Annotated in this window: 15 protein-coding genes; 14 read left to right on the top strand and 1 reads right to left on the bottom strand. The window is 61.3% G+C overall.

Going from position 1 to position 25,908, the window contains the following annotated elements; genetic code table 11:
- Positions 1–226 precede the first annotated feature (226 nt).
- The 9 genes from AAFP35_RS03720 to AAFP35_RS03680 all read left to right on the top strand — a co-directional run bounded on the left by AAFP35_RS03720 (position 227) and on the right by AAFP35_RS03680 (position 17,591).
- On the top strand, positions 227–2,587 hold the full coding sequence (locus AAFP35_RS03720) for a sacsin N-terminal ATP-binding-like domain-containing protein (RefSeq protein ID WP_419220204.1): 2,361 nt from the start codon (positions 227–229) through the stop codon (positions 2,585–2,587).
- Positions 2,588–2,826: 239 nt separating this feature from the next.
- Positions 2,827–4,932: a DEAD/DEAH box helicase gene (locus AAFP35_RS03715; RefSeq protein ID WP_419220203.1), complete on the top strand. Its 2,106-nt coding sequence runs from the start codon at positions 2,827–2,829 to the stop codon at positions 4,930–4,932.
- Entirely contained in the window at positions 4,913–6,637 is a 1,725-nt protein-coding gene (locus AAFP35_RS03710; protein WP_419220202.1) for an AAA family ATPase, read from the top strand. Before AAFP35_RS03715 ends, AAFP35_RS03710 begins: the two co-directional genes overlap by 20 nt.
- Positions 6,638–7,401: 764 nt before the next feature.
- Positions 7,402–9,792 carry a helicase-related protein gene (locus AAFP35_RS03705; RefSeq protein ID WP_419220201.1) on the top strand — a complete coding sequence of 797 codons (2,391 nt, stop codon included), beginning with the start codon at positions 7,402–7,404 and terminating at the stop codon, positions 9,790–9,792.
- Positions 9,792–11,543 carry a DrmB family protein gene (gene drmB / locus AAFP35_RS03700; RefSeq protein WP_419220446.1) on the top strand — a complete coding sequence of 584 codons (1,752 nt, stop codon included), beginning with the start codon at positions 9,792–9,794 and terminating at the stop codon, positions 11,541–11,543. The genes AAFP35_RS03705 and drmB overlap by 1 nt, the downstream gene beginning before the upstream one ends.
- A gap of 12 nt (positions 11,544–11,555) precedes the next feature.
- On the top strand, positions 11,556–13,160 hold the full coding sequence (locus AAFP35_RS03695; protein WP_419220200.1) for an ATP-binding protein: 1,605 nt from the start codon (positions 11,556–11,558) through the stop codon (positions 13,158–13,160).
- A gap of 21 nt (positions 13,161–13,181) precedes the next feature.
- The gene (locus AAFP35_RS03690) at positions 13,182–14,165 is read left to right on the top strand and encodes a PD-(D/E)XK motif protein (protein WP_419220199.1); all 984 of its coding nucleotides are present in this window, start codon (positions 13,182–13,184) and stop codon (positions 14,163–14,165) included.
- Positions 14,166–14,283: 118 nt separating this feature from the next.
- Complete coding sequence (locus tag AAFP35_RS03685; RefSeq protein WP_419220198.1) at positions 14,284–17,133, top strand: Z1 domain-containing protein; 2,850 nt, start codon at positions 14,284–14,286, stop codon at positions 17,131–17,133.
- On the top strand, positions 17,130–17,591 hold the full coding sequence (locus AAFP35_RS03680) for a very short patch repair endonuclease (protein WP_419220197.1): 462 nt from the start codon (positions 17,130–17,132) through the stop codon (positions 17,589–17,591). Before AAFP35_RS03685 ends, AAFP35_RS03680 begins: the two co-directional genes overlap by 4 nt.
- Here the strand turns inward: AAFP35_RS03680 and AAFP35_RS03675 are convergent.
- Positions 17,572–18,684, bottom strand: coding sequence for a DNA cytosine methyltransferase (locus AAFP35_RS03675; protein ID WP_419220196.1), 1,113 nt, complete (start codon positions 18,682–18,684; stop codon positions 17,572–17,574). The two genes, AAFP35_RS03680 and AAFP35_RS03675, sit on opposite strands and share 20 nt — an antisense overlap.
- A gap of 261 nt (positions 18,685–18,945) precedes the next feature.
- Between AAFP35_RS03675 and AAFP35_RS03670 the strand changes: the two genes are divergently transcribed.
- The 5 genes from AAFP35_RS03670 (at position 18,946) to AAFP35_RS03650 (ending at position 25,896) form a co-directional block, all read left to right on the top strand.
- Positions 18,946–20,556, top strand: coding sequence for a protein kinase domain-containing protein (locus tag AAFP35_RS03670; protein ID WP_419220195.1), 1,611 nt, complete (start codon positions 18,946–18,948; stop codon positions 20,554–20,556).
- A 290-nt stretch (positions 20,557–20,846) separates the two neighbouring features.
- Complete coding sequence (locus tag AAFP35_RS03665) at positions 20,847–23,273, top strand: GmrSD restriction endonuclease domain-containing protein (RefSeq protein ID WP_419220194.1); 2,427 nt, start codon at positions 20,847–20,849, stop codon at positions 23,271–23,273.
- Between the two features lie 450 nt (positions 23,274–23,723).
- Positions 23,724–24,044 carry a WXG100 family type VII secretion target gene (locus AAFP35_RS03660; RefSeq protein ID WP_419220193.1) on the top strand — a complete coding sequence of 107 codons (321 nt, stop codon included), beginning with the start codon at positions 23,724–23,726 and terminating at the stop codon, positions 24,042–24,044.
- A complete protein-coding gene (locus tag AAFP35_RS03655) occupies positions 24,041–24,337 on the top strand; it encodes a WXG100 family type VII secretion target (protein ID WP_419220192.1) in 297 nt (98 codons plus the stop codon). Before AAFP35_RS03660 ends, AAFP35_RS03655 begins: the two co-directional genes overlap by 4 nt.
- Complete coding sequence (locus AAFP35_RS03650; protein ID WP_419220191.1) at positions 24,334–25,896, top strand: TNT domain-containing protein; 1,563 nt, start codon at positions 24,334–24,336, stop codon at positions 25,894–25,896. The genes AAFP35_RS03655 and AAFP35_RS03650 overlap by 4 nt, the downstream gene beginning before the upstream one ends.
- Positions 25,897–25,908 lie beyond the last annotated feature (12 nt).

Here is a 25,908-nt window from a genome sequence, read left to right as displayed (position 1 = left end):
GAATGAAGCAGTCTCGAATGGCTGATCCACAGACCGTCGACCCGAAATCACGTCCAGTGAAAGTTCCATTCGGAGCGATGTCACGAGCATCCGTAACGTGACCTGCATCGTGTTCGAAGGGAACTGTGACGGCTGTCGGTGGTAGCTGATAGAACTCGATCAAAGCGAAATTCATCTCCTCGGAGTGGACTAGCACCAGGTTCGTTCGGAGCAGTGGAGGAAGATGATGGCAGGCAAAGGCTGGAGCAATCCGGACAACGCATTGGAGGGATTGGTCAACGATTTCCGCAGCCGTTGCACGAAGGTCTACAAGGAAGACGCCAACCGCGTTCAGGAGGATGCCGGCAAGGAACGCGGTATCGCGGAGGGCGGGTACGGCCGGAAGCAGATCCAGGAGCTGATTCAGAACTCGGCAGACGCGCTCCAAGAATCACCCGGGCGAGTCGAGGTCGTCCTGACGTCGGATCATCTCTATGTAGCGAACGAGGGTGCGCCTTTCACAGACACCGGTGTCCGTGCGCTCCTCTACACGCACTTGTCGAACAAGACCGGAACAGAGATCGGTCGGTTCGGACTCGGGTTTAAGTCCATCAGCGGTATCTCGGATGGTCCACAGCTCTTCAGTCGGTCTGTGTCGTTCGAGTTCAATCGGGCCCAGGCTGCGAGCGTCTTGTCTGCGGAACTCGACAGAAGCTTCGGACCTAAGGATGTTCCGTCTCTTCGTCTTGCATGGACCATCTCCGATCCGCTGTCGGAGTTCCGATCGGATGACATTCTGACCGGGTTGTCGGCGTGGGCGGTGACGATCGTCAAGGTGCCGCTTCTGCCCGGCGCTGCACTGCAACTGTCCGAGGAGATCGAGAAGTTCGACGAGTCGTTCATCCTCTTCGCTCCTCATGTTCGTGAGCTGGGCCTCCGGGATGAGGTCCGAGGCGACAATCGCCACTTCTCTTCGGTCAAGCGGGGTAGTCGTATCACGCTCACGACCGAAGACGGCCAACGTGAGTGGCTGGTGGTCTCGCGCAAGCATGAGCCTTCGGACGCTACTCTCGAATCGGCCGGGCATGCTGCGCGCCGAGAGTCTGTCGATGTCAGCTGGGCCGTGCCGGTGACAGGTAAAGCAGGTGTCGGACAGCTGAGTGCGTTCTTCCCGGTGAAGTCCGATCTGACTCTCAGCGGTAAGGTCAATGCTCCCTGGAAGCTCTCTGATGACCGGATCAATGTCATCGAATGCACGTTCAATCGTGAGATTCTCATCGACGTGGTACCGCAGCTGGTGGTCGATGCCCGCAAAGACCTCATCGCTGAGGGGAGGTACGGCCGCTACATCGACGTTCTTCCAGCACGAGGCCGAGAAACTCGAAGCTGGGCGGACTCGGTCCTCAACGAACCCGTCTACTCGGCGCTTCGTGATCACCGGTGTCTTCCGGATCTCGACGGTGTCCTCCGTTCACCGAATTCGGTGAAGCGCGTTCCCGAAGCGGTGGACAAGTTTGCCGATCAATGGATTTCGGTGGTCGGCAATCGATCTGCATGGGTGCATCCGGACTGCACGACCAACAACGAACGCCGTTCCAAGGTCGAGAGGCTGATGCAGGAGATCCCGGTGTCGGTGGGGAGAGTGCTCCACTGGCTCCAGGATGTCGTGTCTGCGTCGGACGCCGCGCACTCGGTTGCCGCTGTCGAACTCGCCGCCGTCGTCGTCGGTGCGGGAGCCAACGCAGAGAAGGATGTCCGTGACGCGAAGATCGTTCTCTTGGAGAACGGGACCCTGCAGCAGCCAGTTCAGGGAAGATGCTTCATCAGGACGAAGCCGGACCAGGACGGAGCGGTCTTCGTCGACGGTGAGGTGGCGAGTGTTACGAGCGCTCTCGAATCCTTGAAGCGCCTCGGGATAACCGAGTTCGAGGACAGCGGTGAAATGCTTCAGTTGCTCGCAGATCTGCGGAAGAACGGGACGGTCGACTGGGATCGGTTGTGGGTCGCGCTGCGCGGTTCCGGAGTGTCGCGGGTCGGCTCGGCGTTCGACAGCATCCTCGAAGGCAAGGCAGCCAAGCTCGTGCATGTACGCAACGGTCTCGGGAAGTGGGTCCTCCCGGCCGGACTGATGGTTGCCGGGGAATTGCTCAAGGCGCTGAAGGAGGACGGGGCCTATCTCGCGGACTCGGACTACCACGCTGCAGACCACGACATCCTTGCGCTGTTGGAGGTGCGGTCGAGGCCGATTCGTTCATCGACTCACGCTCACGAGACCTGGGTCGGCAAGTATTGGAGTGAGGTCAAAGCTGCGGTCGGTGACCGGATGAAACTCGGTATACAGGCGCGCGACAACATTCGTATCGAGTCCATCGATTCGCCGTTGGGCCCGCTCCAGAACTTGCCGGAGTTGAGCGCGACCAACCGTATGGCACTTACAGTTGCGGTCCTCGACGAGATCCACACACCTCGAGTTCGCGTCAGCCACCCCGACGTCACGAACGGTACGGCACGTTATGTGGCACCTGAGGTCTGGTGGGCAATCGAGCACGGGATGTTGCCGACCGCCCTCGGCCCCAGGCCCGTCGGTGCGGTCTTTCGCCGAGTCTGAACGAGGACGAGTTCGAAGGCCTTTTACCCGCTCTCACGGAGATCGTCCTCAGCGAAGAAATGGAGAAGGTGCTCGATCTCAATCAGGACATCGGGTCGCTCACAACGGGCGAGTTTGCGGAAGTGGCCAGAATTCATGTGGAGCGTGATGATCTCGCCCGGGTAGGGAGGATCTACGCATGGTGGTGTTATACACACCCAGAAACTCCGCCCGAGAGTCTCTGGGTGAGGAGGGGTGGGATGTGGTCTGAGGAACCGCGAGCTTCGGTCGCGGTGGTGATGGGCCGCGAGACGGTTGGCGAGTTGGACTCGTTCGGAATCCCCTGCGTGATGGTGGACAGTGTCGAGGACGCGTACAACCTGACCGACCTCTGGGGTTGTCTTGCGGGAAACCGACTGCCCGTGGACTATTCGTTCGAGACCAGCGCCGAGCCGGCCTGTCTCGTGGACGTGTTCGATGTCTTCGACGAGCTGGAGCTCGATGATGATCCGGAAGAGCTGACTTTGCAGAAGTGTCTATCGATCAGCAAGGTCGCCGCAGTCCCGGGGAGACCGGAAGTGCGGGTCTCGTGTACGCATGCGCGGGATGGTGACACGATCCTCGTGACCGGCAACGACGACAACGAGATCCTCAAGCAGGTACTCGGAAGTCTGGCGCTGGACGACTCCGATGAACAGGTCGATGTCTTGCTGGAGCGGATGCGGCGGAAGCACAACACAAAGTTGATCCGGAGTATTAGGGCAGCGCCGGACAACGAGTCGCGACTGTTGGCATTCGCAGGCGAGCAGCGGCTCACGACGCTCATCCAGAAGGACGCATTCGAGTACCTGAGGCACTCCGAATCTGGTGAGCCGGCGGGTGTGGACCTCGCACGCCTGTGCATCACGATGCTCGGTGTCCGCGCGTTGGAACGTGTGTGCAAGGTCGAACCGCAGGGACTCCCCACGGCTCCTCCCAAGGCTTGGCACGGTTCGTATGAGACCCGAAAGTGGGTGCAAAACTTGGGTTTCGGAGAGGAGTGGGCAGGAACGAAGGCCCGCAAGCGCAACAAGCCGACCGAATATGTGGAAGGGCCGACCGAGCTCAAGCCACTTCACGATTACCAGAGGATCGTGTCGGAGCGTCTGATGGCAATGCTGACGAGCGATGGCCCGAAGCGCGGGATCATCTCGTTGCCCACCGGCGCCGGTAAGACGCGAGTCGCTGTACAGACGATCATCGAGACGATCAAGGCGGGGTCGTTGGACGGCGCGGAGAGTCCGTTTGCGGGACCCATCCTGTGGCTGGCGGATGGGGAAGAGCTGTGCGAGCAGGCAATTGAGGCCTGGTCGTATCTGTGGCGTTCCTACGGTAGGCAGGACACACAACTGGTGTTGAGCCGGTTCTGGTCGACCTACGAAACCGAGGAAGAGTCCGGTGGCGTCCAAGTGGTGGTTGCCAACTGGCAGAAGGTGAAGAAGCGCGCGGTCGACAATCCCGACTATGCCTGGCTTGCCGAATCACCTCTGGTGGTGATCGACGAAGCGCACGGTGCGCTGCATCCCTCCTACACGCAGATTCTGGAATGGACCGGGCGCACACATGCTCGTCGGGACAAACTGCTGCTGGGGTTGACCGCGACACCGTTCCGAGGTCGTCGCGACAACGAGGAGACTGAACGGCTCCTGAAGCGTTTCGACGACAACATCCTCGATCGGGGAGTGTTCGGTGACGAGCATCCGCAGGTCCGCCTACAGCGTGAGAGGTACCTTGCTCGTACGAGCCTCGAGATCTTGCATGGAGAGTCGGCCGATCTGTCCGACAAGGACATCCAATTCTTCAGGGACATGTACTGGCTTCCTGCGGATGCGGCCCGGAAGCTCGGCCGAAACGAACAGCGCACGCGGAAGATCATCGAATCGATTCTGAGCAAGCCGGACGATTGGCCTATCGTCGTTTTCGCCGCGTCCGTGGAGAACGCGCAGACTCTCGCGACTCTGCTGACGTTGGCGGGACGCCCGGCCGCATCCATCGACCAGGACACCAGCCCGGAGGATCGGCGATCGGCGATCGATAGATTCAAAGCAGGAGAGCTCCGAGTCCTGACGAATTACGCCGTGTTGTCGCAGGGGTTCGATGCACCGAGCACTCGGGCCGTCTACATCACCCGACCGACCAGCAGCGAGGTCAAGTACATGCAGATGGTGGGACGAGGATTGCGTGGTCCCAACAACGGTGGCAGCGAGGATGTGCTCATCGTCAACGTACTCGACAACCTCGTCGAGTTCGCCGACAGTATCGTCTTCGACAGTTTGAAGGAGATCATCGAAGAAAGTGACACTCAGAGTGACGCTCTCGTTGGATGATGCCCAGCGCAGGTTGCTGGACGCCCCGACCACGGAGCGCCGGGTGGTCATCGCGGGCCCGGGCGCAGGAAAGACGACGGCCAGCATTGAGCTGGCGCGTGAGATCGGTGATCGTCAATCACCCACCGGTGATGATCGAGCTGTGCTGTTCGTGTCGTTCTCGAGAGCGGCGATGGCGGCCGCGTTCACGTCGTTCGGTAGTACAGCCGAGCCAGCGTTGGTGGACGTGGCCGCCATGACCCTGGACTCCCTGGCATGGCAGCTGACGGAGACCAGTGGCGATCCACACGGCCCGGAACCTGATTTCGAGAACGTGATCCGACGTGCGACGGAGAAGCTCAGGTCCGACTACGACGAAGAGATCGACGCTGTTGCACACCTGATAGTCGATGAGGCGCAGGACATGTCGACAGTGAGGCGTGACTTTCTGTACGCGATCATCGACAGACTGCCCGACGATGCGGGTGTCACGGTGTTCGGAGATCCGCTACAGTCCATCTACGAATTTCTGGACACAGCATCTGACGGTGTTGAAAGCGCCTGGGAGTCATTGGTCGCAGGACTCGCTGCCCGGTCGATCACGGCAACGTACGTTCTCGACGGCGCACACCGTGCACGTCGACGAGGACCCAAGAAAGTTGCCGCGGTCATCGACGGTCTGAGATCGGCTGGTTCTCGACAGCAAGTGAGTTTGCTAGATGATCTGATCACGGATCTGACCCACCTCGAAATAGGGGAGTTCGTGGCCGATTCTCGTGGCTGGACCGGCACTACCGCAGTGCTGACCAGGACGAATTTGGATGCGACCCATCTCTTCGAGACCATCGCTTCGGCAGGCGTTGCATGCGGATGGAACGAACCGGGTCGACCCCGCCCGAGAGTTGCGCCCTGGGTCGCACAGCTGTGGGCATCGGTCGACGGAAATCCTTTGACAAGAAGGGATTTCATGGTGTTTGCCGCGTCTGGGGCTCACCTCGACTCCGAGTGGTTCCGCCTCATGCTGACGGAGGGTGATGGCGGCGACTCGGTCGACTGGCAGAAGTTGGTCAGGAGCCTGCGGGCCGGGGTCGACCCATCGAGCCCCTGGTACGTGGTTCCGGAATCTGATGTCCTGGTGTCGACCATCCACCAGTCGAAGGGACTCGAGTGGGACAACGTTGCAGTGGTCGATGCCGAGGGGCTTCTGCGGGATGTAGGGTGCCGAGATCCGGAAACGGAGTTGCTGTCCGTGGCGCTGTCCCGCGCACGTGACCGGGTGGTGGTCGTCGACTGGCGCTCGCCGTTCACCAAGAGCAGACCGGGTGGTGGCCTCAGGTATGTGCCACACCCGAAGAACCGTCAACCGACGGCTGTGCAACTCACGCCGGACGTGATCCGTACGGACAAGCCGTCCGGCGGGCGTGAGGCACAACAAGTTCTCGGCAGCTGTGACAGGAATGCACCGGTCGAATTCGACTTGCTCGAGTCGGGTGCTGCGGAGTGGCCGACCTATAGATGCCGCATCGAGGGGACGACTGTGGGAGTCACATCAAAGTGCTTCGGTCGGCGTCTCGCGGCCGTGGCCGGGCGTCCTCACAGATGGCCGAGCCTCGGGTCGGTACCGACGGATGGCGTGGAAACGGTCTGGGCGACGTCGAATGGCCTGCAGATGTGGCTCGTGCCCAGGCCGTTCGGGATGGCAGAGGTGACATGGGGGGCGGAATGACGGAGCGGGGTGGCCTCGGAGCTCGGTACGAGGCGCGCGATCAGATCGTGGTGGATCTCGAGCGGGAACTGATGGGGCCGATCGAAGCCGTGCAGATCGATGAACCACCTCTGAACAGGATCATCGTCGGAGTGCTCCACCCGCGGAAGAGTGCGATTTCAGAGCCGGAGTTCCATGAAGGCCTCGAAGGTGACGAGGCGCTGCAGTCGGGTGACATGGGTGCCGGCTCGCGGCAGGACGGGGACCCTGATTCTGCTGTCGCGCTTTCGCGTGCCTTCAAACCGTCTTCCATCGGACTGACATTCACAGTGTCGTCATCGGCTCCGCGGATACGCGTGGAGGCGAGTGCGCGCCGATACCGAGAATTGGAAGACCGGCGGTGGGCGCCGGTGGATGTCCGGTCGGTGGACGATCTGGAGATCGACTGCGGGACATCAGGTCCGATAGAATATCAGATCTCGGGTGACGAGGAACTCCGGTTGGTAGGTGTCGTCCGGAAGGCTGTGGGCGGCCTGATCCGTGTCACGCTTTCGATCGTCAACACCAACGACTCGGACAAGGGCGCTCGGACCGATGCACTATGTTGGTTTCGTCCACAGATCAAAGTGAGCGTCGTCGCCGGCGAGTTCGTCGACCGCCGCTCGGCTCGGGTGGCGATCGCGGATGACCAGGATGTCCGGTCGTCAGACTTTCTCTACCGTGACGAACCTGTCCTGGCGGTCGGGCACGGTTGTGCGGTCACGTGGAGTGGCGACTCGGACTCGGTGGCCGAGGTCACCACCACGTTCTTGCCCTCTCACGAGGTGCCACTCGCCAGGCCTTCGGGTGGAGACGACCTCGACCCGTTCGGGACCTACGACCTTGCGATGAGATCCCTTGCTGTTCAGTGTGATACTGCTGACCTCAGGGCCATGGCCGATGCATATGAGAAGTGGATTCAGGCGCGTCGCGCGGGCGCGGACGCGATGACCGCGCCGTACAGGGACCAGGCGTACACCCACCTGGGACTCGCCGAGGAGTGTGCACGCAGGATCAGAGCGGGGATCGATGCCGTCGAGAGTGGCGATCCGCAGATCGGGAGAGCCTTTCGGCTGATGAACGAGGCGATGGTCAATCAGCGCGATGCTCAGGACCGCGCTCGCGGGGTGCCGCTGTCCGGCCAACGCTGGCGACCGTTCCAGATCGCCTTCATCCTCATGAACATTCCGGCGCTCGCATCGAGTGATCACGGCGACCGCGATGTCGTTGATCTGCTCTGGTTCCCTACGGGTGGTGGAAAGACCGAGGCGTATCTCGGGTGCATCGCGTTCAGCATTCTGCTTCGCCGTCTTCGTCGGGCGGATGACGGTGGTGTCTCCGCGGTCATGCGTTATACGTTGCGGCTGTTGACGCGACAGCAGTTCGAACGTGCGGCGGGTTTGATATGCGCGCTCGAACTCGTCCGACGGCGGGAACTTCCCGCGGCCACCCCGATCTCGCTCGGACTCTGGGTGGGAAACCAGGCCACACCGAACAAGGTCCATGACGCCGGTGCCATTCTCGAGAAGATGGCGGCGGGGGAGCGTCCTGAGGGGTCGACCCCTGTCCAACTGCTCCGATGCCCATGGTGTGGTTCGGACATGGACCACACCAATTACGATGTGGTCGAAAAGGGCAGACTCGTCATGAGGTGCTTGTCGCGCGACTGCGAGTTCGATGACGAACTACCCCTCTACGTCACGGACGACGATGTTTATCGGGTTCGCCCCTCTCTCGTCATCGGCACCGTCGACAAGTTCGCGTTGATGACCTGGCGGTCCGAGGTCGGTCGGCTGCTGTCGGTTGATGGACCCGACTCCCGGCCGGATCTCATCGTGCAGGATGAGTTGCATCTGATCTCGGGGCCGCTGGGAACGATGGTCGGACTGTACGAGTCGGCATTCGATCTTGCCTGCACAGGCGCCGGCCGTCCGAAGGTCTTGGCTTCGACCGCGACGATTCGACGCGCTGAGCAACAGGTCCGAAATGTGTTCGACCGATGCTCGGTTCAATTCCCTCCCCCAGGTCTTGACCCGGCAGACAACTATTTCGCCGTGGAGGCATCCCCGGAGCAGAAGGGGACTCGCCGTTATGTGGGTGTGATGGCTCCCGGAATCAGCCAGGCGACTATGCTCATCTGGATCTATTCGGCGATCCTTCAGTCCGTCAACGAGTTGGACGTCGACGACGATGTCAGGGACGACTATTGGACCCTGTTGGGCTACTTCAACAGTCTGAGAGTGTTGGGCTCGACGTATCTCCAGGTCCTCGACGACATTCCGCATCGCATCGATGTGCTTGCGGAGCGGCATGAGAGAGATGCAAGGGAGATATCGAAGGACAAGGAGCCTGTCGAACTCACCTCGCGTGTGGATCAGACAAAGATTCCGGAGGCGATGGGTCTCCTGGAGACGTCCTATCCGCAAGCGGACAGTCCGGACCTGGTGTTGGCTACGAACATGATCTCGGTTGGCCTCGACATCAACAGGCTGGGATTGATGGTGGTGGCGGGTCAGCCGCAAAGCACGTCCGAGTACATCCAGTCGACGAGCCGGGTCGGTCGCCGGAATCCGGGGCTCGTGGTCGTTGCTCTGAATGCGCAGAGATCAAGAGACGCTTCCCATTACGAGTCGTTTGTCCCATTTCACCGGGCCCTCTACCGAGAGGTGGAGCCGACGACGGCGACGCCTTTTGCCTCACGTGCCCGGGACCGTGGAGCGCATGGAACCCTCGTGGCGGCGGTTCGGATGATCGTGGCGGCTCTCCGGGAAGACGGGTCGGCGGGAAGGATCGACGAGTTCCGGTCCGAAGTGGACGCAGTGATTGCGGGGTTTGTTGCTCGTGCGCACCGGATTTCGCCAGACGAAGTGGATTCGTTCGCCGACCAGTTGGACGGACTGGTCAGGACTTGGGCGGATTGCGCGTCCAGCGGGTTGGTCGATCGATACGGAACGCTCAGGCATCCGCGCGATCGCAAGCCGGCAAAGGGGCACCCGTTGCTCATGTCCGCCGGTGGAAGCTATCCCGATCCCGCGAGTTATCCAGTGGGAGAACCACCTTGGCCTGCACTGTCGAGTATGCGCGATGTGGACGCCGAGACGGATCTCTACGTCAAATACCTCAAAGAGGACTCCTAATGGCACTGTCACGTACCTTGCGAAAATCGGCCCCGACGAAGGCGACCGTACGGCGATCGCAGCTCATCACGACATACGGAACCGGGGCGATCCTGCCCGTCGAATCCGAGAGCTTCATGGTCACGGGGTTGGAACATTGGTCGCCCCGGGACGAGCATCGGATCGATGAACCGAGACTGTGCAGGCTTCTCGGTGTCGACAGGTTGTACAGCCCGCCGGGTGGGGAAGGGGCGTCCAAAGTTCCGATGGTCCGCTTCCCGGAGTGGGTTTCGTGTCCGATATGTCACCGGCTCGACAAGTTCTGGCGGTTGGCAGACAAGGTGAACGGGGACTACGTCAACAAATGTAGGCACTGTGTGACACCTCGCTTGGTCCCGTCGCGCTTTGTGGCCTGCTGCCCCGCGGGCCACATCCAGGACTTTCCATACCGATACTGGACGCATCGAGGAACGGTGTCGGCCGATGACTCGGAGCACTCGCTCCGTATCCACACGGACCCGAGTGACTCGAGCCTGGCCGGTATAACCGTCAACTGCACGTGTGGCGCGGTGCGCTCATTGGAGGGTGCGCTCGGTAGTGGTGCAATCGGACTGCGTTGTGGTGGGAACTCCCCGTGGCTCGACAAGTTGCGCGATGAGTGTTCGGAGAGTCTTGTCGGCCTGCAACGCGGAGCTTCGAATGTCTGGTTTGCGGACGTCCGGTCTGCGCTGACGGTGGACAGAAACCTCACCGCCGCGGAGGAGTTGCTCGAGCGGATACTTCCCGAACTCGAAGGGGTTCCAGATACCGATCTGGCTGTCTTGCTGGGGATCAAGGCGCGTCAACACGGCGTGGATGCCGACGAGCTCGTCGCAGCCTACCGACGGCAGAGCGACAAACCACGTGACTTCGCCCAGGGGAGCAAGGATCTTCGGGCTGCAGAGTACGAGGCTCTCGGGCGATTGCATCCAGACGGAGCTGACAAGACCTTTGTCTGTGTCCCGGAGCGCAATTCCACCGAAGTTGGTCCGGCGGTCGGCCTGGTAGAACTGGTTTCACGGGTCACGCGGCTGCGCGAAGTGCGGGTGCTCAGTGGGTTCGCGCGTGTCAGTGCGGGTCCCGAATCGGCATCCAACCCATTCGGCGCCTTGTCCAGGAAACGTGCCGGATGGTTGCCTGCAATTGAAGTGCTCGGTGAGGGAGTGTTCGTCCGGATACGTGAAGACGCGCTGAAGGCATGGGAGGAAACGGATTTTGCGCAGGATCGAATCGGTGTACTGACAACCGCAATACATGCTGCGGCGCCACAAGGCGCCCGGGGTCCTGCCGTTTCTGTGCGTTTCCTCGTCCTGCACACCTTGGCGCACACTCTGATGCGAGAGCTTGTGCTGGACACGGGGTATCCCGCGTCATCGATCCGCGAGCGCATCTACGCAGAGCCACAACAGTCGGGCGTTCTCCTGTACACCGCGACTGCCGACGCAGCCGGAAGCCTGGGGGGACTCTGTTCGCACGGATCGATGAAGAACATTTCCCGCATCATGGAGTCGGCGACCGAATCTGCTCAGTGGTGTTCGGCCGATCCTGTATGTCTGGAATCGGTCTCGACTGGTGCCGGCGCGACGAATCTCGCGGCATGCCACTCGTGTCTGCTGGCACCAGAGGTTTCCTGCGAGTGGCAGAACCGCTACCTGGATCGCGCATCTCTCGTCGGGCTCGAAACCACATCCGGTGACGGGCTGCTGACCGGAGCATGGCCTGCGAATCCATGACGGTCGGTCGCGATGTGCCGCAGAACCACACTCCGCCAATCTGAGACATCCGGCCGGCAGAGTTCTATGGTCACAAGTGAATGCGTAGACGACCGGAGGACGCTTGGCGTGGGAGAGGCTCAAGATCTCGATGTCGTGAACAAGATTCGGTTGCAACCTGACCCTGGCCTGGTCAAGAGTCTCGGTGCGAACCACACACTGGAGTCTGCGGTTGCGGATCTGATCGACAACAGCGTGGATGCTGGCGCAACGCACGTGTCCGTGAGGCTGCTGACCCAGGATGATCGGTTGATGCAGGTCGAGGTGGTCGACAACGGCAGTGGCATGGGTGCCACCGCGATCGACGCTGCCATGACGATCGGACGTCAGCGTGACTACACCCCAGGTGATCTCGGGCATTTCGGCATGGGGCTGAAAGCCGCATCCTTCGGGCACAGCGACGTGCTGACGGTGTGGTCCGCCAAATTTGACGAGGCCCCGGTCGGGAGGCGGATTCGTCGGCTTGACTACTCGCGAGACTTCACGTGTGAGGTGTTGTCGTCTTCTGCTGCCGCGGAGCACGCCGCGGAACGAGCAGGGCTGGTCGGCGGGGAGTCCGGGACGACGATCGTCTGGACCGAGCTCCGAAATTCATACCGAGGCCACAGTTCAGAGGAGGCGCGGACATGGCTCTCGAAGAGGCAGGATTCGCTGACCGCGCACCTCGGTGTGACCTACCACCGACTCCTGGCGGAGAAGCGGCTCAGGATTGAGATCTTGGTCGATGAACTTGCTGATGCGGCTGCTGGTCTAGGACTCCCTGTCCTGCCGATCGACCCTTTCGGATACCGAACCCCAGGGCATCCGGGATACCCGAAAGTTCTGACGGCAGCAGCGGGTGGGACACAGGTGCAGCTGACGTGCCATGTCTGGCCGGCCAAGTCCGATGTGACGGGGTTTCGCATCGGAGGTAAGCCAGGTAGCCAGTTCCAGGGGTTCTACATCTACCGAAACGACAGACTCTTGCAGATCGGTGGATGGTCCGATACCGCGACCTTCAGCGCATCCCGGCAGCTCGCAAGGGTGGTCATCGACGACACCACGGCCCTGGACCGTTTCCTCACCATGAATCCGGAGAAGAGTGGACTCAAGTTCGAGCCCATCTTCCACGACGCCATCGCTAAGGCCAAGGCGCCGGATGGGACGACTTTCCTCGAGTACCTGCAAGATGCCGAGACCGTCTTCGTGAACTCGAACAAGCGGAAACGGGTCCGTAAGCCGGTGATCCGACCAGGCAAAGGGTTTCCGCCGGCCTTGCACAGGCGAATCGGTGCCGAGCTCGACTACATGCACATCGACGGGCTCGACATCAAGTGGAAACGGTTGCCAGAAGGTGAGTTCCTCGATGTGGATTACCCGACAGGAACGCTGTGGCTGAACAGTCGCTACCGCGCGCTCTTCGCACCGGGCCGAGGGAGTCTCAACGACGCCCCGGTGCTCAAGGCGTTGCTCTACCTGCTGGCGCACGAAGTATACGAGGGTCAGCACCTCGGCGCGCGAGACAAGGATCAGATCGCGCTCTGGAAGAGTGTCCTGAGTGCAGCCGTGGTCGCCGAAGAGAAGATGCGCGGTGAGTGAAGGGAGCGTGGGGAATTGGTCATGACACCGTCGTCGAGCGATGCCCGCCATCTGAGTTTGACCACGCTCGACGAGCTCTGGGCGAGTGGAGCTCCCATCGAGTTACCGGTGGTCGGCGACCCTGCATGCCGTCTGCAACTCGATCCCGAGAACAGACTGCTCCGGCTGGTGACCGAATTCTCACGGCCGGAGCCTGACCTCGCCAAGTTCAGGAATATCCGGTTCGATGCGTACACGTCAGGCCGCGAGGAGTTCGGAGAGATCACGGTCCGAGTCGAGAGAAGCGCACACGGCGCGTACAGCTTGCTCGCCGACGTCGCGGACGGTCTACAGATCCGCAAGGTGCCACTTGCGGTCGCAGTCAGTGATGCGCTGGGCCGTCACCGTGATGTGATCGCGAATCGTGGGGCACTCACACTCCAGAGGGAAGTCGGGCTTTTCGGCGAATTGCTGTTTCTCGATTTCCTCATGCACACGATCGGTGCCGGGCCTGCGCTGGCTGCCTGGCAGGGACCGGTCGCCGAGGAACACGATTTTGTCTTCGAGACCGTGCACGTCGAGATCAAGTGCACGAGTAGCGAGCAGCGAAAGCACGTGATCCACGGACTCGGACAGCTGGTACCCGCAGGGGATGCGCCCCTCATGGTGTTGTCCATTCAGCTGACTCGAGGTGCACCGAACAGTGGCAGGACGCTCTCTGAGCTCATCGCTCAGGTGCGCAACAATGCAGCCGGACATTCAGCGGGTTTGGATGCAGCGCTGGAGGCATCCGGGTGGGCCGTAGACGACGCTGACTTGTATCCAACCGTGTGGGAATTGAGATCTGAGCCCAGGGCGTACGTTGTGGGAGAGGAGTTTCCGGCTTTGACGCCGGACAGGGTTGCCCGGGTCGTCCCCAACGCCGGACTGTTGTCCGACGTGTCGTATGCGGTGGATCTGACTGGCGTGTCGAGTGACCCGCTGCCCGAACCGATGAGTGGATTCGCTGGTCTAGGGGAAGGTTGAATCGATGACGACGCAGCATCCCGAATGGGTCGAGGCATTCGCGAATGCCTTCGGTGCACTGAAGAATCAGCACCCGAAGGCATTGCAGCCGATCTTGGCGGCTCTGGCCGGTGTGGACGTGACACAGTCGGAGTTGGCTGGATACCTGACAGGCGCCGATGAGAACGACCGGGCGTTGACGCAGGCCAGGATCGCATTGGCAGAGTGGGACCGCCTCGCCGATTATCCAGACGCAGAGGGAAATCCGACTCTTCCGCGGACAAATGAACGCCGTGAGGCAATCTACAGTGACCTGAAGGTGTCGGTCGCTGTGGCCGATGCGTTCACTGCCAGGGCCGGCGTTTTCCAAGCACCCACCACGGTCATCTCGAAGGTCTTCGAACCGTGGTATGCGGCCGAGCGGAAGCGCAGGGCCAGTGTCTACTGGGATCACTACGAGTCGTATCTGCAGACGGTCAAGAAGTGGCCTGCAGACTCTATAGCTTCGCTAGACGAATCCACCACCCAGGTGATCGAGCGTCTGAGCCGACCGACGCGAGCGGGGAGCAAACGGACCAAGGGCATCGTCGTCGGCTATGTGCAGAGTGGGAAGACGGCCAACTTCACGGGAGTGGCGGCCAAGGCGATCGATGTGGGGTATCGGCTCGTGATCGTTCTCACCGGGACCATCGAGATCCTCCGGGAGCAGACACAGCGGCGGATGGACATGGAGCTGATGGGGGTCGAGAACATCCTGGCCGGCCAAGATCCGTCCGATCCTGAGGTTGCCAAGGAACTCGACTACCAGCAGGACACCGACTGGCAGGCGGGCCGGTTCGTGAGTCACGGTAAGACGCTCGAGCTGCCCGGAGTGGTCGAGATATCCCGTGTGACAAGCCACCACAGCGATTACAAACGACTTCCGATGGCGATGACCAAGTTGAAGTTTGCGCGAAAGAACAAACAGAAGCCTCTCAATGACGAAGAGAATCTCTTCAACTCAGGTGCCTACGTTGCCGTCATCAAGAAGAACAGTGCTCCTCTCAAGAAGCTCATCCAGGATCTCAAGCCACTGAGGAACGACCTCGCGGAACTTCCGGTGCTGATCATCGACGACGAGTCCGACCAGGCGTCGGTGGACACGACGAACCCCTCGAAGTGGAAGAAGAGTTCGAACGCCGAACGTCACCGGACGGCGATCAACGGGCTGATCACCGAGATTCTCGAGATCTGCCCTCGCGCACAATACGTGGGTTACACGGCAACGCCATTTGCCAATGTGTTCGTCGACCCCGATGACGAGCGAGACCTCTTTCCGGCGGACTTCGTTCTGTCCCTGAACCGTCCGCCCGGCTACATGGGTGTCCAGGCCTTTCACGATGTCGGGCGTCGTTGGGACGACGAAGAGAAGAACGTCGCGAACTCCAACGAACTCGCCTATGTCAGGTCATTGGTCGGAGATGTCAAAACGGACCCAGACCAACGCGAGCTGGAATTGCAAGAGGCACTTGATGCCTGGGTGGTGTCCGGTGCGATCAAGAAGTATCGCGAAGCGCGATCCTCGTTCAAGTTCCGCCATCACACTCTGCTGGTCCACGAATCGGTGAAGAAGAACGACCACGCGGAGACCGCGGACGTCGTGCGCACATTATGGCGCAATGCGAGGTTCAGTTCGGCTGCCGGCTTGTCGCGGCTAGAGAAGCTCTTCGTGGAGGACTTCCTTCCCGTCATGGGTGCTCGTGCAGTCGAGGGAGTCCCGATCCCGGGATCTTTCGATGTGCTCAAGACGTATGTTGCCGATGCGCTGGCAGAGATGACAATTGACGGCGTTCCTGTCCTGATCCTGAACTCGGACAAAGAGATCCAAGCGCAACAGCAAAAGCTCGATTTCGAAGCGGGCAAGGTCTGGCGAATCCTCGTGGGGGGTACGCAGCTCAGCCGCGGTTACACCGTAGAAGGCCTGACCATCTCGTACTTCAGGCGCAAGGCGGGACAAGCGGACACTCTGATGCAGGCCGGACGATGGTTCGGATTCCGTCCCGGGTATCGGGATCTGGTCCGGCTGTACATCCGCCGCGACGAGAAGGTCGACCTGTACGAGGCGTTCGAAGCGCTGCTGCTGGACGAGGACGCGTTCCGTTCAGAACTGCGCCAGTACGAGGGGTTCGACGAGAACGGCATGCCCACGCTCGAGCCGCGACAGATTCCACCCCTGGTCAGCCAGCATCTCCCGTGGCTCAAACCCACTGCGCGGAACAAGATGTGGAACGCCGTGATCACGGACAAGGCCCCCACTGATGTCCAAGATCTGTATGGACTGCCCGATCAGGGTGACCAGGAGAATCGCGAGAACTTCGAGCAGGTGGTGATTCCGCTGCTTGCGCGTGCAACGACCACCGTTGCCCTCCCGTATGAGCTGGAAACCAGGCCTGGCGCGCAGCCGAGGCCTGGTGTGCAACCGGCACGAGTCGGTTTGGTGCCCGCCGCCGAGTTCTTGGCGCTGTTCGATGGCCTCGCCTGGAACGAGGAGTATGAGCCTGGTATGCGGGCGATCCGTGCGTTCATCGGCAGAGCAACCGAAGACAAGCGGATCACCGATTGGGCAGTCGTGTGGCCGTCGCCGAAGACGGCGGGACGAGTTGTCGACATCCCAGAACTGGGTGGGCAGGTTCCGATCGTCAAGCGTAAGCGGCGTAGTGGCCGACGGGATTTCATCGGGTCAGATCGTAAGCATCGTGCGGCGGCCCGGCCGATCGCTCATGGCCAGGCCGTTGCTTCTCTCGGAGCTTCGCCGACGAGGGGAGTCATATTGGTGTCGCTGGTTCCCGACCGACTCGACGATGACGGCAGGGCCCCCGCCGACAGGAAGGACCTGGTCGGCCTGATCTCGATGGCGATCCCAGCCAAGGCCACGCCACGAAGCGGCTTGATCCGATGGACTGTGGTCAATTCGGAACGCCCGGAAGACGTTGTTGTCGACCAGACATGAGCCGATCTGAGGAACAGCGAAGCGAGTCCAGACCTCCCGCGTCGTCGGCGAGTGTCCGAGTGAGGATGAGCAAGCAGAAGCGACGCGACACCGAAGCCGAGTTGCGGATCAGGCGCCTGCTCCATGCTCGGGGCCTACGGTTCCGGGTCGACACCAAGCTGGAACCGGACCTGCGGGCCAATGCCGATATCGCCTGGCGTGGATTGCACGTTGCGGTGTTCATCGACGGATGCTTCTGGCATGGGTGCCCTGAGCACGCGACGCGTCCCCGCGCCAATGCCGCATGGTGGGCTGAGAAACTGGACAACAACATTCGACGTGACAGACGAACTGACGCCGAACTCGCGAGGAGAGGTTGGACAGTGATGAGGTTCTGGGAGCACGAAGATCCGGAAGCTGTGGCCGATGTGATCGGTGCTCGCCTCGATGCTGTTCGCTCTAGTCGACGAGACTCATGAGTTCGGCATGCGGTCGGAGCAGTTCTCTGCCGACACCACCCTGTCGCGAACTGTCCCACGAGGTACGCACGCAGCGATCGAGTTCGTACCCGTCGATCAAGATTCCGAGGGCAGCCGCCAGAATGTGCACTGCGAGGCGCGGTGGTATCGCGTTACCGATCTGCTGACCTATGTCGCTTCCAGACCATGGATAGTCGCCCGGGAAGGTCTGGAGGCGGCCCGCCTCGTGGTGGGTCAGGCGATCTCGGTCGCCGTTGGCAAGCTCGAGACGGTTCCTCATCACCTTGCCGGTCACAGTCGCAGACGGTTCATCCGATCGACGTCGACCGCGATTGCTCGGATCTCCACCGCTCCCGTAGTTGGAGACGACCGTGAAGCTCCGGTCGCGATCGAGCGCTTGGGCCATCGACACCCACGGATCAAGGCCGAGTGCCGCCTGTCGCGGTGCTCCCCTTCGGTAGGCCTGATGCGTCGGGCGGGGTAGTTCCACCTCCTCGTCGTCCAGTCGCGCGATCAGAACGGCTCGACGTCGTGTCTGTGGGACACCGAACTCCTCGGTCTTCACGATGTTGTGGTCGACGCCGTAGCCGTACTTCTCCAAGACTTTGCGAAACGCAGCCCAGATCGGCAGTACGGCTGGCACCTGCTCCAGAACGATCGCCTCGTATGGTGCATCGGCTCGGAGCGCTTCGAGAACCCATCGCATCGGCTCCAAGACCAGACCAGTCCGTTCGTCCTCGAAGACCGTCAGGCTGTCGGCTGCGTCATCTCCGGCGGCCATCTTGCCGAGCAAGTCGATGACATCGTGCAAAGCTCTTCTACCTGAACCATTTCCGGCAACGGTGAATGTCTGGCAAGGTGGGCCCCCGGTGAGGACGGTGGCTGCTGGGAAGTCGGAGGGCCCGTACTCTCGGACATCTCCGTGCACGGTGGCGAGCTCTGCTGCCGCTCGTGTGGCGCACGCATTGTCGTCGAGCTCGATGCCGGTTGCGGGTATACCGAGCCATGCCGCTCCGACGTCGAGGCCGCCAGGCCCGGCGAAGAGATCGATGATCCGGTGTTCATTGTCGGTCGAAACTGATCCCGGCGGCATGGGAATGATGGTAGCCGGCGGCACCCACAAACTGCCAGAACTGCGATTGGACATCGGAAGCGTTGCCCATGTCGATCCCGCAGTGGGCGTTGGATGGCGTCGCTCGAGTGCGATTTTGCCAACGGCGCGAACAGAAAGCTGCGGCCTCTATGCCGGAGGTATCTTGATACGGTCTGTGCCTGCAGGTAGCGACGATCTCAACAGGCGGGTGACGTAGCAGAAGACGATCGGTGGATCGAGGTCTCCAGGTCGGCGTGATGCGTGGCCTGCCCGTTCGTCCAGGAAGAGGTCTTCTTCCACGGCGACCATTTCCGAGTGAACCTGTCGGATCTGGCCAAGTCGAATCTGTTCGGCATCGACGGACGGGAGGCCGACACGCAACTGCCAGGGATCGCCGACCGGCTCCTGGAACCGCTCAGCGAGGGTCGCGGTCGCTACGGCGAGGACATGAGCGTCATTGTCGCCCTCGCACTACGCGAACTCGGCGCGGCGCGGCGTACCGAGCGCGACGCCGGATCGTGGACCATCACCGGCTCGACGACCGCCGCTGGCGAGGATTGGCAGGAGTTCGAGGTCATCCACAAGGTCACCGGTGGGCAGGGCCGCATCGTCACCACCCGTCGCGGCGCACCGCCGCAGGAGCGGGCCGCGGCGCATCGGCGGATTCAGCGCGAGTACACGCTCATCAAGTCGCTGCACCAGGAGTCGATCGTCCCTCCGGGGGACCTTGCACAGGACGACGGCAACACCGTCCTCATCTATCCGCAGCTCGCCGACTACGAGCCGCTCGACCTCGCCGTCGTCAACCGCAGCCTCACTGCCGAACAGCAGATCGAGGTCCTGTCGCAGGTGGCCGACGCGGTGGCGTATGCGCACCGCAACCAGGTCTCGAACCGTGGCCTGAGTTCGAGCTCGGTCCTGATCAACACCGGCTTGCTCGACGACGACCACAAGGTGGAGATCCGCCTCGCCGACTGGTCGTGGGCCAGCCGAATCCATTCGACCAACTCGCCGTCGACCACCCTGCTCGGGTCACCGACACGTGTGTCGACGCCGGATGACGATGTCTATCAGGCGCCAGAGGATCGGTGGTCACCGAGCGCCGACCGGATCGCCGTCGACGTGTTCTCACTGGGAGCACTGGCCTACTTCCGCTTCTCCGACGAGGCGCCGGCACGCAATCGTGCGGATCTGGTCAGCCGCCTGCGCGCAGACAACGGACTCGACCTCGCCGCATCGGGCGGGCGATTCGTCGACGAACACCTTCGCGACCTCGTTCTGCGGGCGACCAATCCGCTGGTGTCCAAGCGGGTAGACACCGATGCCAAGACCGGGCTGCCGCGGTTCGGTGCCACCGAGTTCCGTGCCGAACTCGAGAAGTACTCGGCAGAGCGACTCAAAGAGGTCGAGCCCGAGGCTGATCCAATGAATCCGCTGCCCGGATCAGAGCTCGCTGACAGCCGGTTCGAGGTGGTCAAGGTCCTCGGTTCGGGTTCCACGGCGCGCGGTGCCCTGGTGATCGACCATGAGGACGCGGGCGCGCGGCGCGTGCCGAAAGTCGGCCTCGACGACTCCAAGGCCTCGGTGCTGCACGACGAAGCCGACGTTCTCACCCAACTGGGGCAACAGAATCCCAAGATCCCCGGCTTGGTCGAGATCATCGGCCGGCCCCTCGATATCGGCGGCCATACGACGCTGCTCCTCACCGACTGTGGCGAGCAGAGCCTGTCCGATCTGGTCCGGCACATGGCGCTCAACGAGACTCAGCTGCAGACGTGGGGCACCGAATTGCTCGACACCGTCGTGGCCCTCGACGCAGCCGCGATCGCCCACCGGGACATCAAACCGTCGAATCTCGGTATGGCCCCTTGAGTACCAACGCGAATGGATAGCAGACCCCAAGGGTGCAGATGGTGATGAGAAATGCCAGTAGTCCGGGGCCGAGATAAGTGCCTGCGCCACCGTCAAAGCGAAAACGCTGATCGTTTTCCGACATGTCGGACCCTTAGTGAGCGGTATGTGTAACGCCTTGGGCGCACGGCGTTCGAAAGCTGGTTTGGTAACGCCCATTGGTGAGATGCACTCTGCGCCTCCCAAACCACGAAGGCTGTCTAAATACTAGTGGCACACTACCAATTGTGGAAACACATGTGCGCACTCCGATGGATATCTTCATCCACCCGCAGCATTTCGTGATCCCGCTGTTCCAGCGTCCGTATGTGTGGGAGCAGGAGGACCAATGGGCGCCGTTGTGGGGTGATGTCCGACGACTTGCTGAGCTCTGGATGAAGGAACCGCATGCCAATCCGACGCACTTCCTCGGTGCGATCGTCGTCCAAGCGCAGGTCGGGGCGCTCGGCAACCTACAGATACGTAATGTGATCGACGGTCAGCAGAGGCTGACGACGCTGCAGCTACTAATGGACGCGGCTAGTGGTGAACTTGCCGAGATCGACGCTGAGCAGTCGTCGGCACAGCTGGAAAAGCTCACGCACAACGACACCATTTTCGTGCGATCAGGGGAATCGCAGCTTAAGATCCGGCACTCCAATAAAGACCGCGCGGCATTTGAAGAGGTCATGAGTGCGGACATCCCCATCGGTTACGGGGCTCTCGAGCACACGGGCGCGCTCGTCGTCCGTGCCCACGAGTACTTCGCCTCCGAGATCAGGCAGTGGCTTGCGGCAGACAACTCCGCGGGCCGGGCCCGCGCGCTGGTGTATGTGCTGAGTCAGGGCATCCAGTTGGTCACGATCGATCTCACCGCCGCGGAGAACTCGCAGGAGATCTTCGAGACGTTGAATGCCCGGGGTACCCCGCTCACCGCCGCGGACCTGATCCGCAACTATGTGTTTCAGCGCGTCGAGGCAGACGGTGGTGACACGCGGAAGGCCTACAGTCACGACTGGCCGTTCGAGACCGGCTTCTGGCAGGAACAAGTGTCGGTGGGGCGGTACACAATTGGTCGTAGCTCGCTGTTCCTGAATCAATGGTTGGTGTCGAGGACCGGAGACGAGATCGGACCACGGTCTACCTTCAATCGCTTCAAGTCCTACGTCGAGCACGAGTCCCCGCTGAAGATGCAGGACCTCCTCCCGGTGATCAAAGAGCAAGCTGCCTTGTACGAGCAGTGGACGCTAGCCGCGCAGGATCCGACCAGACAGCTCGGCGCCGTCGAAAAGTCGGTCTACCGCATGCAGGTCGCTCGCCTCGAACTACTCAAGCCGCTCCTGATCTGGCTGCATGAACCAGGAAGGTCCTTCACGCCAGCGACAATCGGTACAGTTGTCCGGTACGTCGAGAGCTGGGTAATGCGTCGTCTCCTTCTGCGGCTTTCAGGTTCCGATCTCGGGCGTATCGTCGCCGACCTCGTGAATGAACACCGTGACGTTCCCGATAGTGAACTCACTCAACGTGTTTCCGGGTTCCTATCGAGACTCAATGTGACCAGTACGTACTGGCCGGCCGACGCTGAGATTCGTGAGTCACTCCGGCTGGATCCCGTCTACCAGCGTTTGCGACCTCCGCGTCTCCGAATGGTCCTCGAAGCCATCGAAGACCGCTACCGCGCTGAGACCGGCGAATCGCAGATCGAACGCAAAGGGTATCCGATCGAGCACATTCTGCCGCAGAGTTGGCACGACCACTGGTACGTCGACGATCCCGAGGCGCAGATGGACAGGGCCGAGCACGTGCACCGGCTTGGCAATCTCACGTTGCTCACGGCAAAGCTGAACCCGAAGGTGTCCAACAGTTCCTGGTCGTCGAAACGTGCGGCATTCCTGAAGCACAACACCATCAATCTGACCGGAAGACTGTTGACTGCAGAACAATCGGAGTGGGATGAGTTCGCGATCGACTCTCGCACAGATGAGTTGATAGATGTTCTGTTGGCAATCTGGCCAGTACCTGAGGGGCACCAAGGCGTTGTCGTCGACCCGCAGGCGAAAGCCAACGGATGGGTGGAGATCAAGCACCTGCTTGCCGCCGGCTTGCTGCGCTCGGGCGATCAGCTCGTTCCGCGGCCTGGCCAGTACGTCACTCAGACCGCAACCATCTTGGAAGACGGCAAGATCGAGGTTGACGGACAACGGTTCTCGTCACCGTCGGGTGCAGCGGCACATATTCGTGGCGGCAGTACGAACGGATGGAAGTTCTGGCGAGTTGCCGATGGGCGCCAACTCGAAGAAGTGCGCGATCGCTTCACTGGTCAGAAGCCTGAGACGCGTAAGCGCTTTGATTGGTCACCACTGCACACGATTCTCGAGCGGCTCCCCGAGGGATACTGGACCACATACGGTGATCTCGCGGACGCAGTCGGAACGTCGCCGCAACCTGTCGGCAATCACGTAACAGGGTGTCGGCAATGTTCCAACGCGTACAGGATTCTTCGAAACGGTGGAGCGATCGCAGACGGCTTTGTGTGGCACGACGCTGACGATCGTCGCGACGTGATCTCCATACTCGAATCAGAAGGTCTTTCGTTCGCGGGGGGCCGAGCAGACCCGGCGCGGCATCTCGGCAGTCAGGAGCTCTTGGCGTTGGATGATTTCGGCCGCGAGGAGGAGGCCGGCGCTCGTCGACCGTAGGCCGAGACGCGAGGTGGGCTGAGGCCGGGAACCGGCGCGGCGCATCAACCCACCGCGCGGGCCAGGTGACGTCGAACGGCGCAGAGGTTGATCTGCTGCGGCGCTCCACTGAGGAGTGCCGGTGGAGAACGCGTGTCGCACCTTGGGCGGGGCGGCCACCTTCCAGAACACCGTTGGGTGTCTAGCGGAACGCTATAAGCACGGACTAGCCTCACGCCATCGTTTCGTAGGGTTTTACGAGCTCGAGAATCGAACGATGTGGGTCATCATTCAGCCGAATGATGACCGCGGCGATTGTCAAAGAGGCCTAAAACTCCGCAAATTGGACGACGGGACGGGATCAAAACCCGCAAATCGGACAAGCCTGACGACGGCTCCTCGTGATCGCAATCGCGTGAGTCTCCACGGCAAATACTGGGTGGTATCGTCGCGCCCGTTGATCGGGGGCCAATGGATTTCACTGCGGATATCGAGAGGTTGCGCGTCGCTTCCAACGAAGTAGCGCAAGTACACGGAGATGCTGTCGACAAGTGGGCGACGATCTCGAAACGCGCCGAAGAGCTGTTCGGCGGAACCTGGACGGGAGCAGCCGCTGACTCCTATGCCGAGCCGTGGTCAGAGTGCTGCGATGGATTCGAGAAGGTCCTTGAGAGCCTCGAAATGATGGGACGTTTGTTGGTCGAAGTCGGCGAGTCGTACGCGGTGCGGGAGTCGGCGACCGTTGCGTCGATCGAGGGTGTGGTGCCGGACGGTGGACTGAACCTCTCATGACCTCCCGGGACTCCTATCGCGTTGATCTGAACGAGGTTGAAGTGTTCACAGACGCGCTTGGTGACTTTGTCAAGTTCGTCGAAGACCGGGTTGGCGCGCTCGATGCGCGTATCGACGATCTTCATGTCTCGTGGACAGGTGAGGCTGCCAGCGCCCACCGTGATGCGCATGACCGGTGGCGGTCGGGCGCTGTAGAGATCCGTCAGGCGATGGCCGATATCCGCCAAGCGGCCCAACGGTCACACACGGCGTTTGTGGGGGTGCAGGAACTTCACCGGAAGATGTGGCCGTGACAACGCCGGTCGTCGAGGTGCGCCCCGCCTCCTTCGGTGAGTCGGCGAAAGCATTTGAAGAGGCCCGTTCGGATATTCGTGGGGTGCTGGACAGCCTGTACCTCGCTCTGGGTGCCTCAGGGCAGATGGCCGGCAGCGATCGATCTGGCCGGATGTTTGCCCAGAGTTACGACAAGACCGTCAACGGTGACCAGAGCCTGCTGGCCGGAATCGCCTTGATGGGCAATGCGTGTGGCAAGATGGCGGAACTCCTCGACGCCTCGGCCGTCAACCACACCAACGTCGACAATGCGATCGGGGTGTGCTCCCCGACGAACCCATCAGGCAACCCGAAGAACCTCGAGTCGATCCCAGTCGTATCCAACGGAAGCTCGTTTGGAGGCCCAGGCGAGCCGAGTAACTGGGAGAAGCTCAAGGAGTTCATTCAGGGCGAGATCTTCCCCGACGGGGACCCAAGCAAGCTCGAACAGGCCGGCAGCGCATGGACTCGTGCCGCCACCGACCTCCGCAACTTACAGCAGTCTGTCGATTCGGCGATCGCGCACATCGCGCATGAACGTTCGGCTGAAGTAGAGCCTGCGCAGGACCAGGCAGGGCTGATCAAGCAGCATCTCGGCGGCATCGCCGATTCTTGCGATGCGGTAGCCAAGCTCTGCAACGAGTTCGCCACCAATGTCCGCGAGACAAGGGAGAGTATCGGCGACGAGGTCAAGGAACTGTCCTGCGAGCTGTTGGCGGCGGCGGCGATCGGCATCGCCTTGACACTTGTCACTGGCGGTCTCAGTGACCTGTTGGCTACCGCCGCTGGGGTAGCAAAGGCGACACAGACCGGGGCGAGGATCGCCACGATGATCCGTGGGCTCTCGCTCGTCGCCGGGCGTGTAGTGCGACCTCTGATGTACGTGCTCGATCCGGTCGGCGCTGCTGCGGGAGACCTTGGTGCTCTAATGGGTTCGCGGGCCGCGATGTTCTCGATGGAGATGTCTAGAGGTTCGGTCCGTGCTGCAGAACTTACGCAGGCACTCAGGAGGCTGCCGACGTGGGCCCACGACGAGTTGAAACGAGCGGTTGACCCTGACTTCCTGCGGAAGTCGATGGAGCAGGCTGGCATTCCCAAGAATGTCATCGACGACGCAGTTGCTAACAACCCATACCGCAATATGACCCCCGACCAGATCGTTGACCGGTACTGGAACACGTCGACGAAAGGGTGGGACTACCCGCCCAATCAGGGCTTCAGCGGCAATCCTCATGTTTCCAACAGCATTCCAGCCGGAACTGAGCTGGATCGGATCGGTGGCGAGTCGGGGGAGTTTCTTGGTAGAGAAGGGGACTCGTACGGAGCACGTGCCCTCTCGCCCGGCAATGCAAACGCATACCATGAATATGTCGCGACGGGGCATCCACTGCGTCCCGATTGGGAGGTCCGCGACGGCCCGATTGCCTCGGCTTTTGGTCAGCCGGGTGGTGGACACCAATGGGTTCTAGTCGACACTAAGACAGGGAAAGCCGTCAGCATTGAAGCCTTGAAACGGGCAGGCGTCATACGTGACGGATAGAGTCAATCAACC

It is taken from the genome of Gordonia sp. CPCC 206044 (assembly GCF_048537895.1).
Classification (GTDB): domain Bacteria; phylum Actinomycetota; class Actinomycetes; order Mycobacteriales; family Mycobacteriaceae; genus Gordonia.
This window is presented reverse-complemented; position numbering and strand designations above follow the sequence as displayed.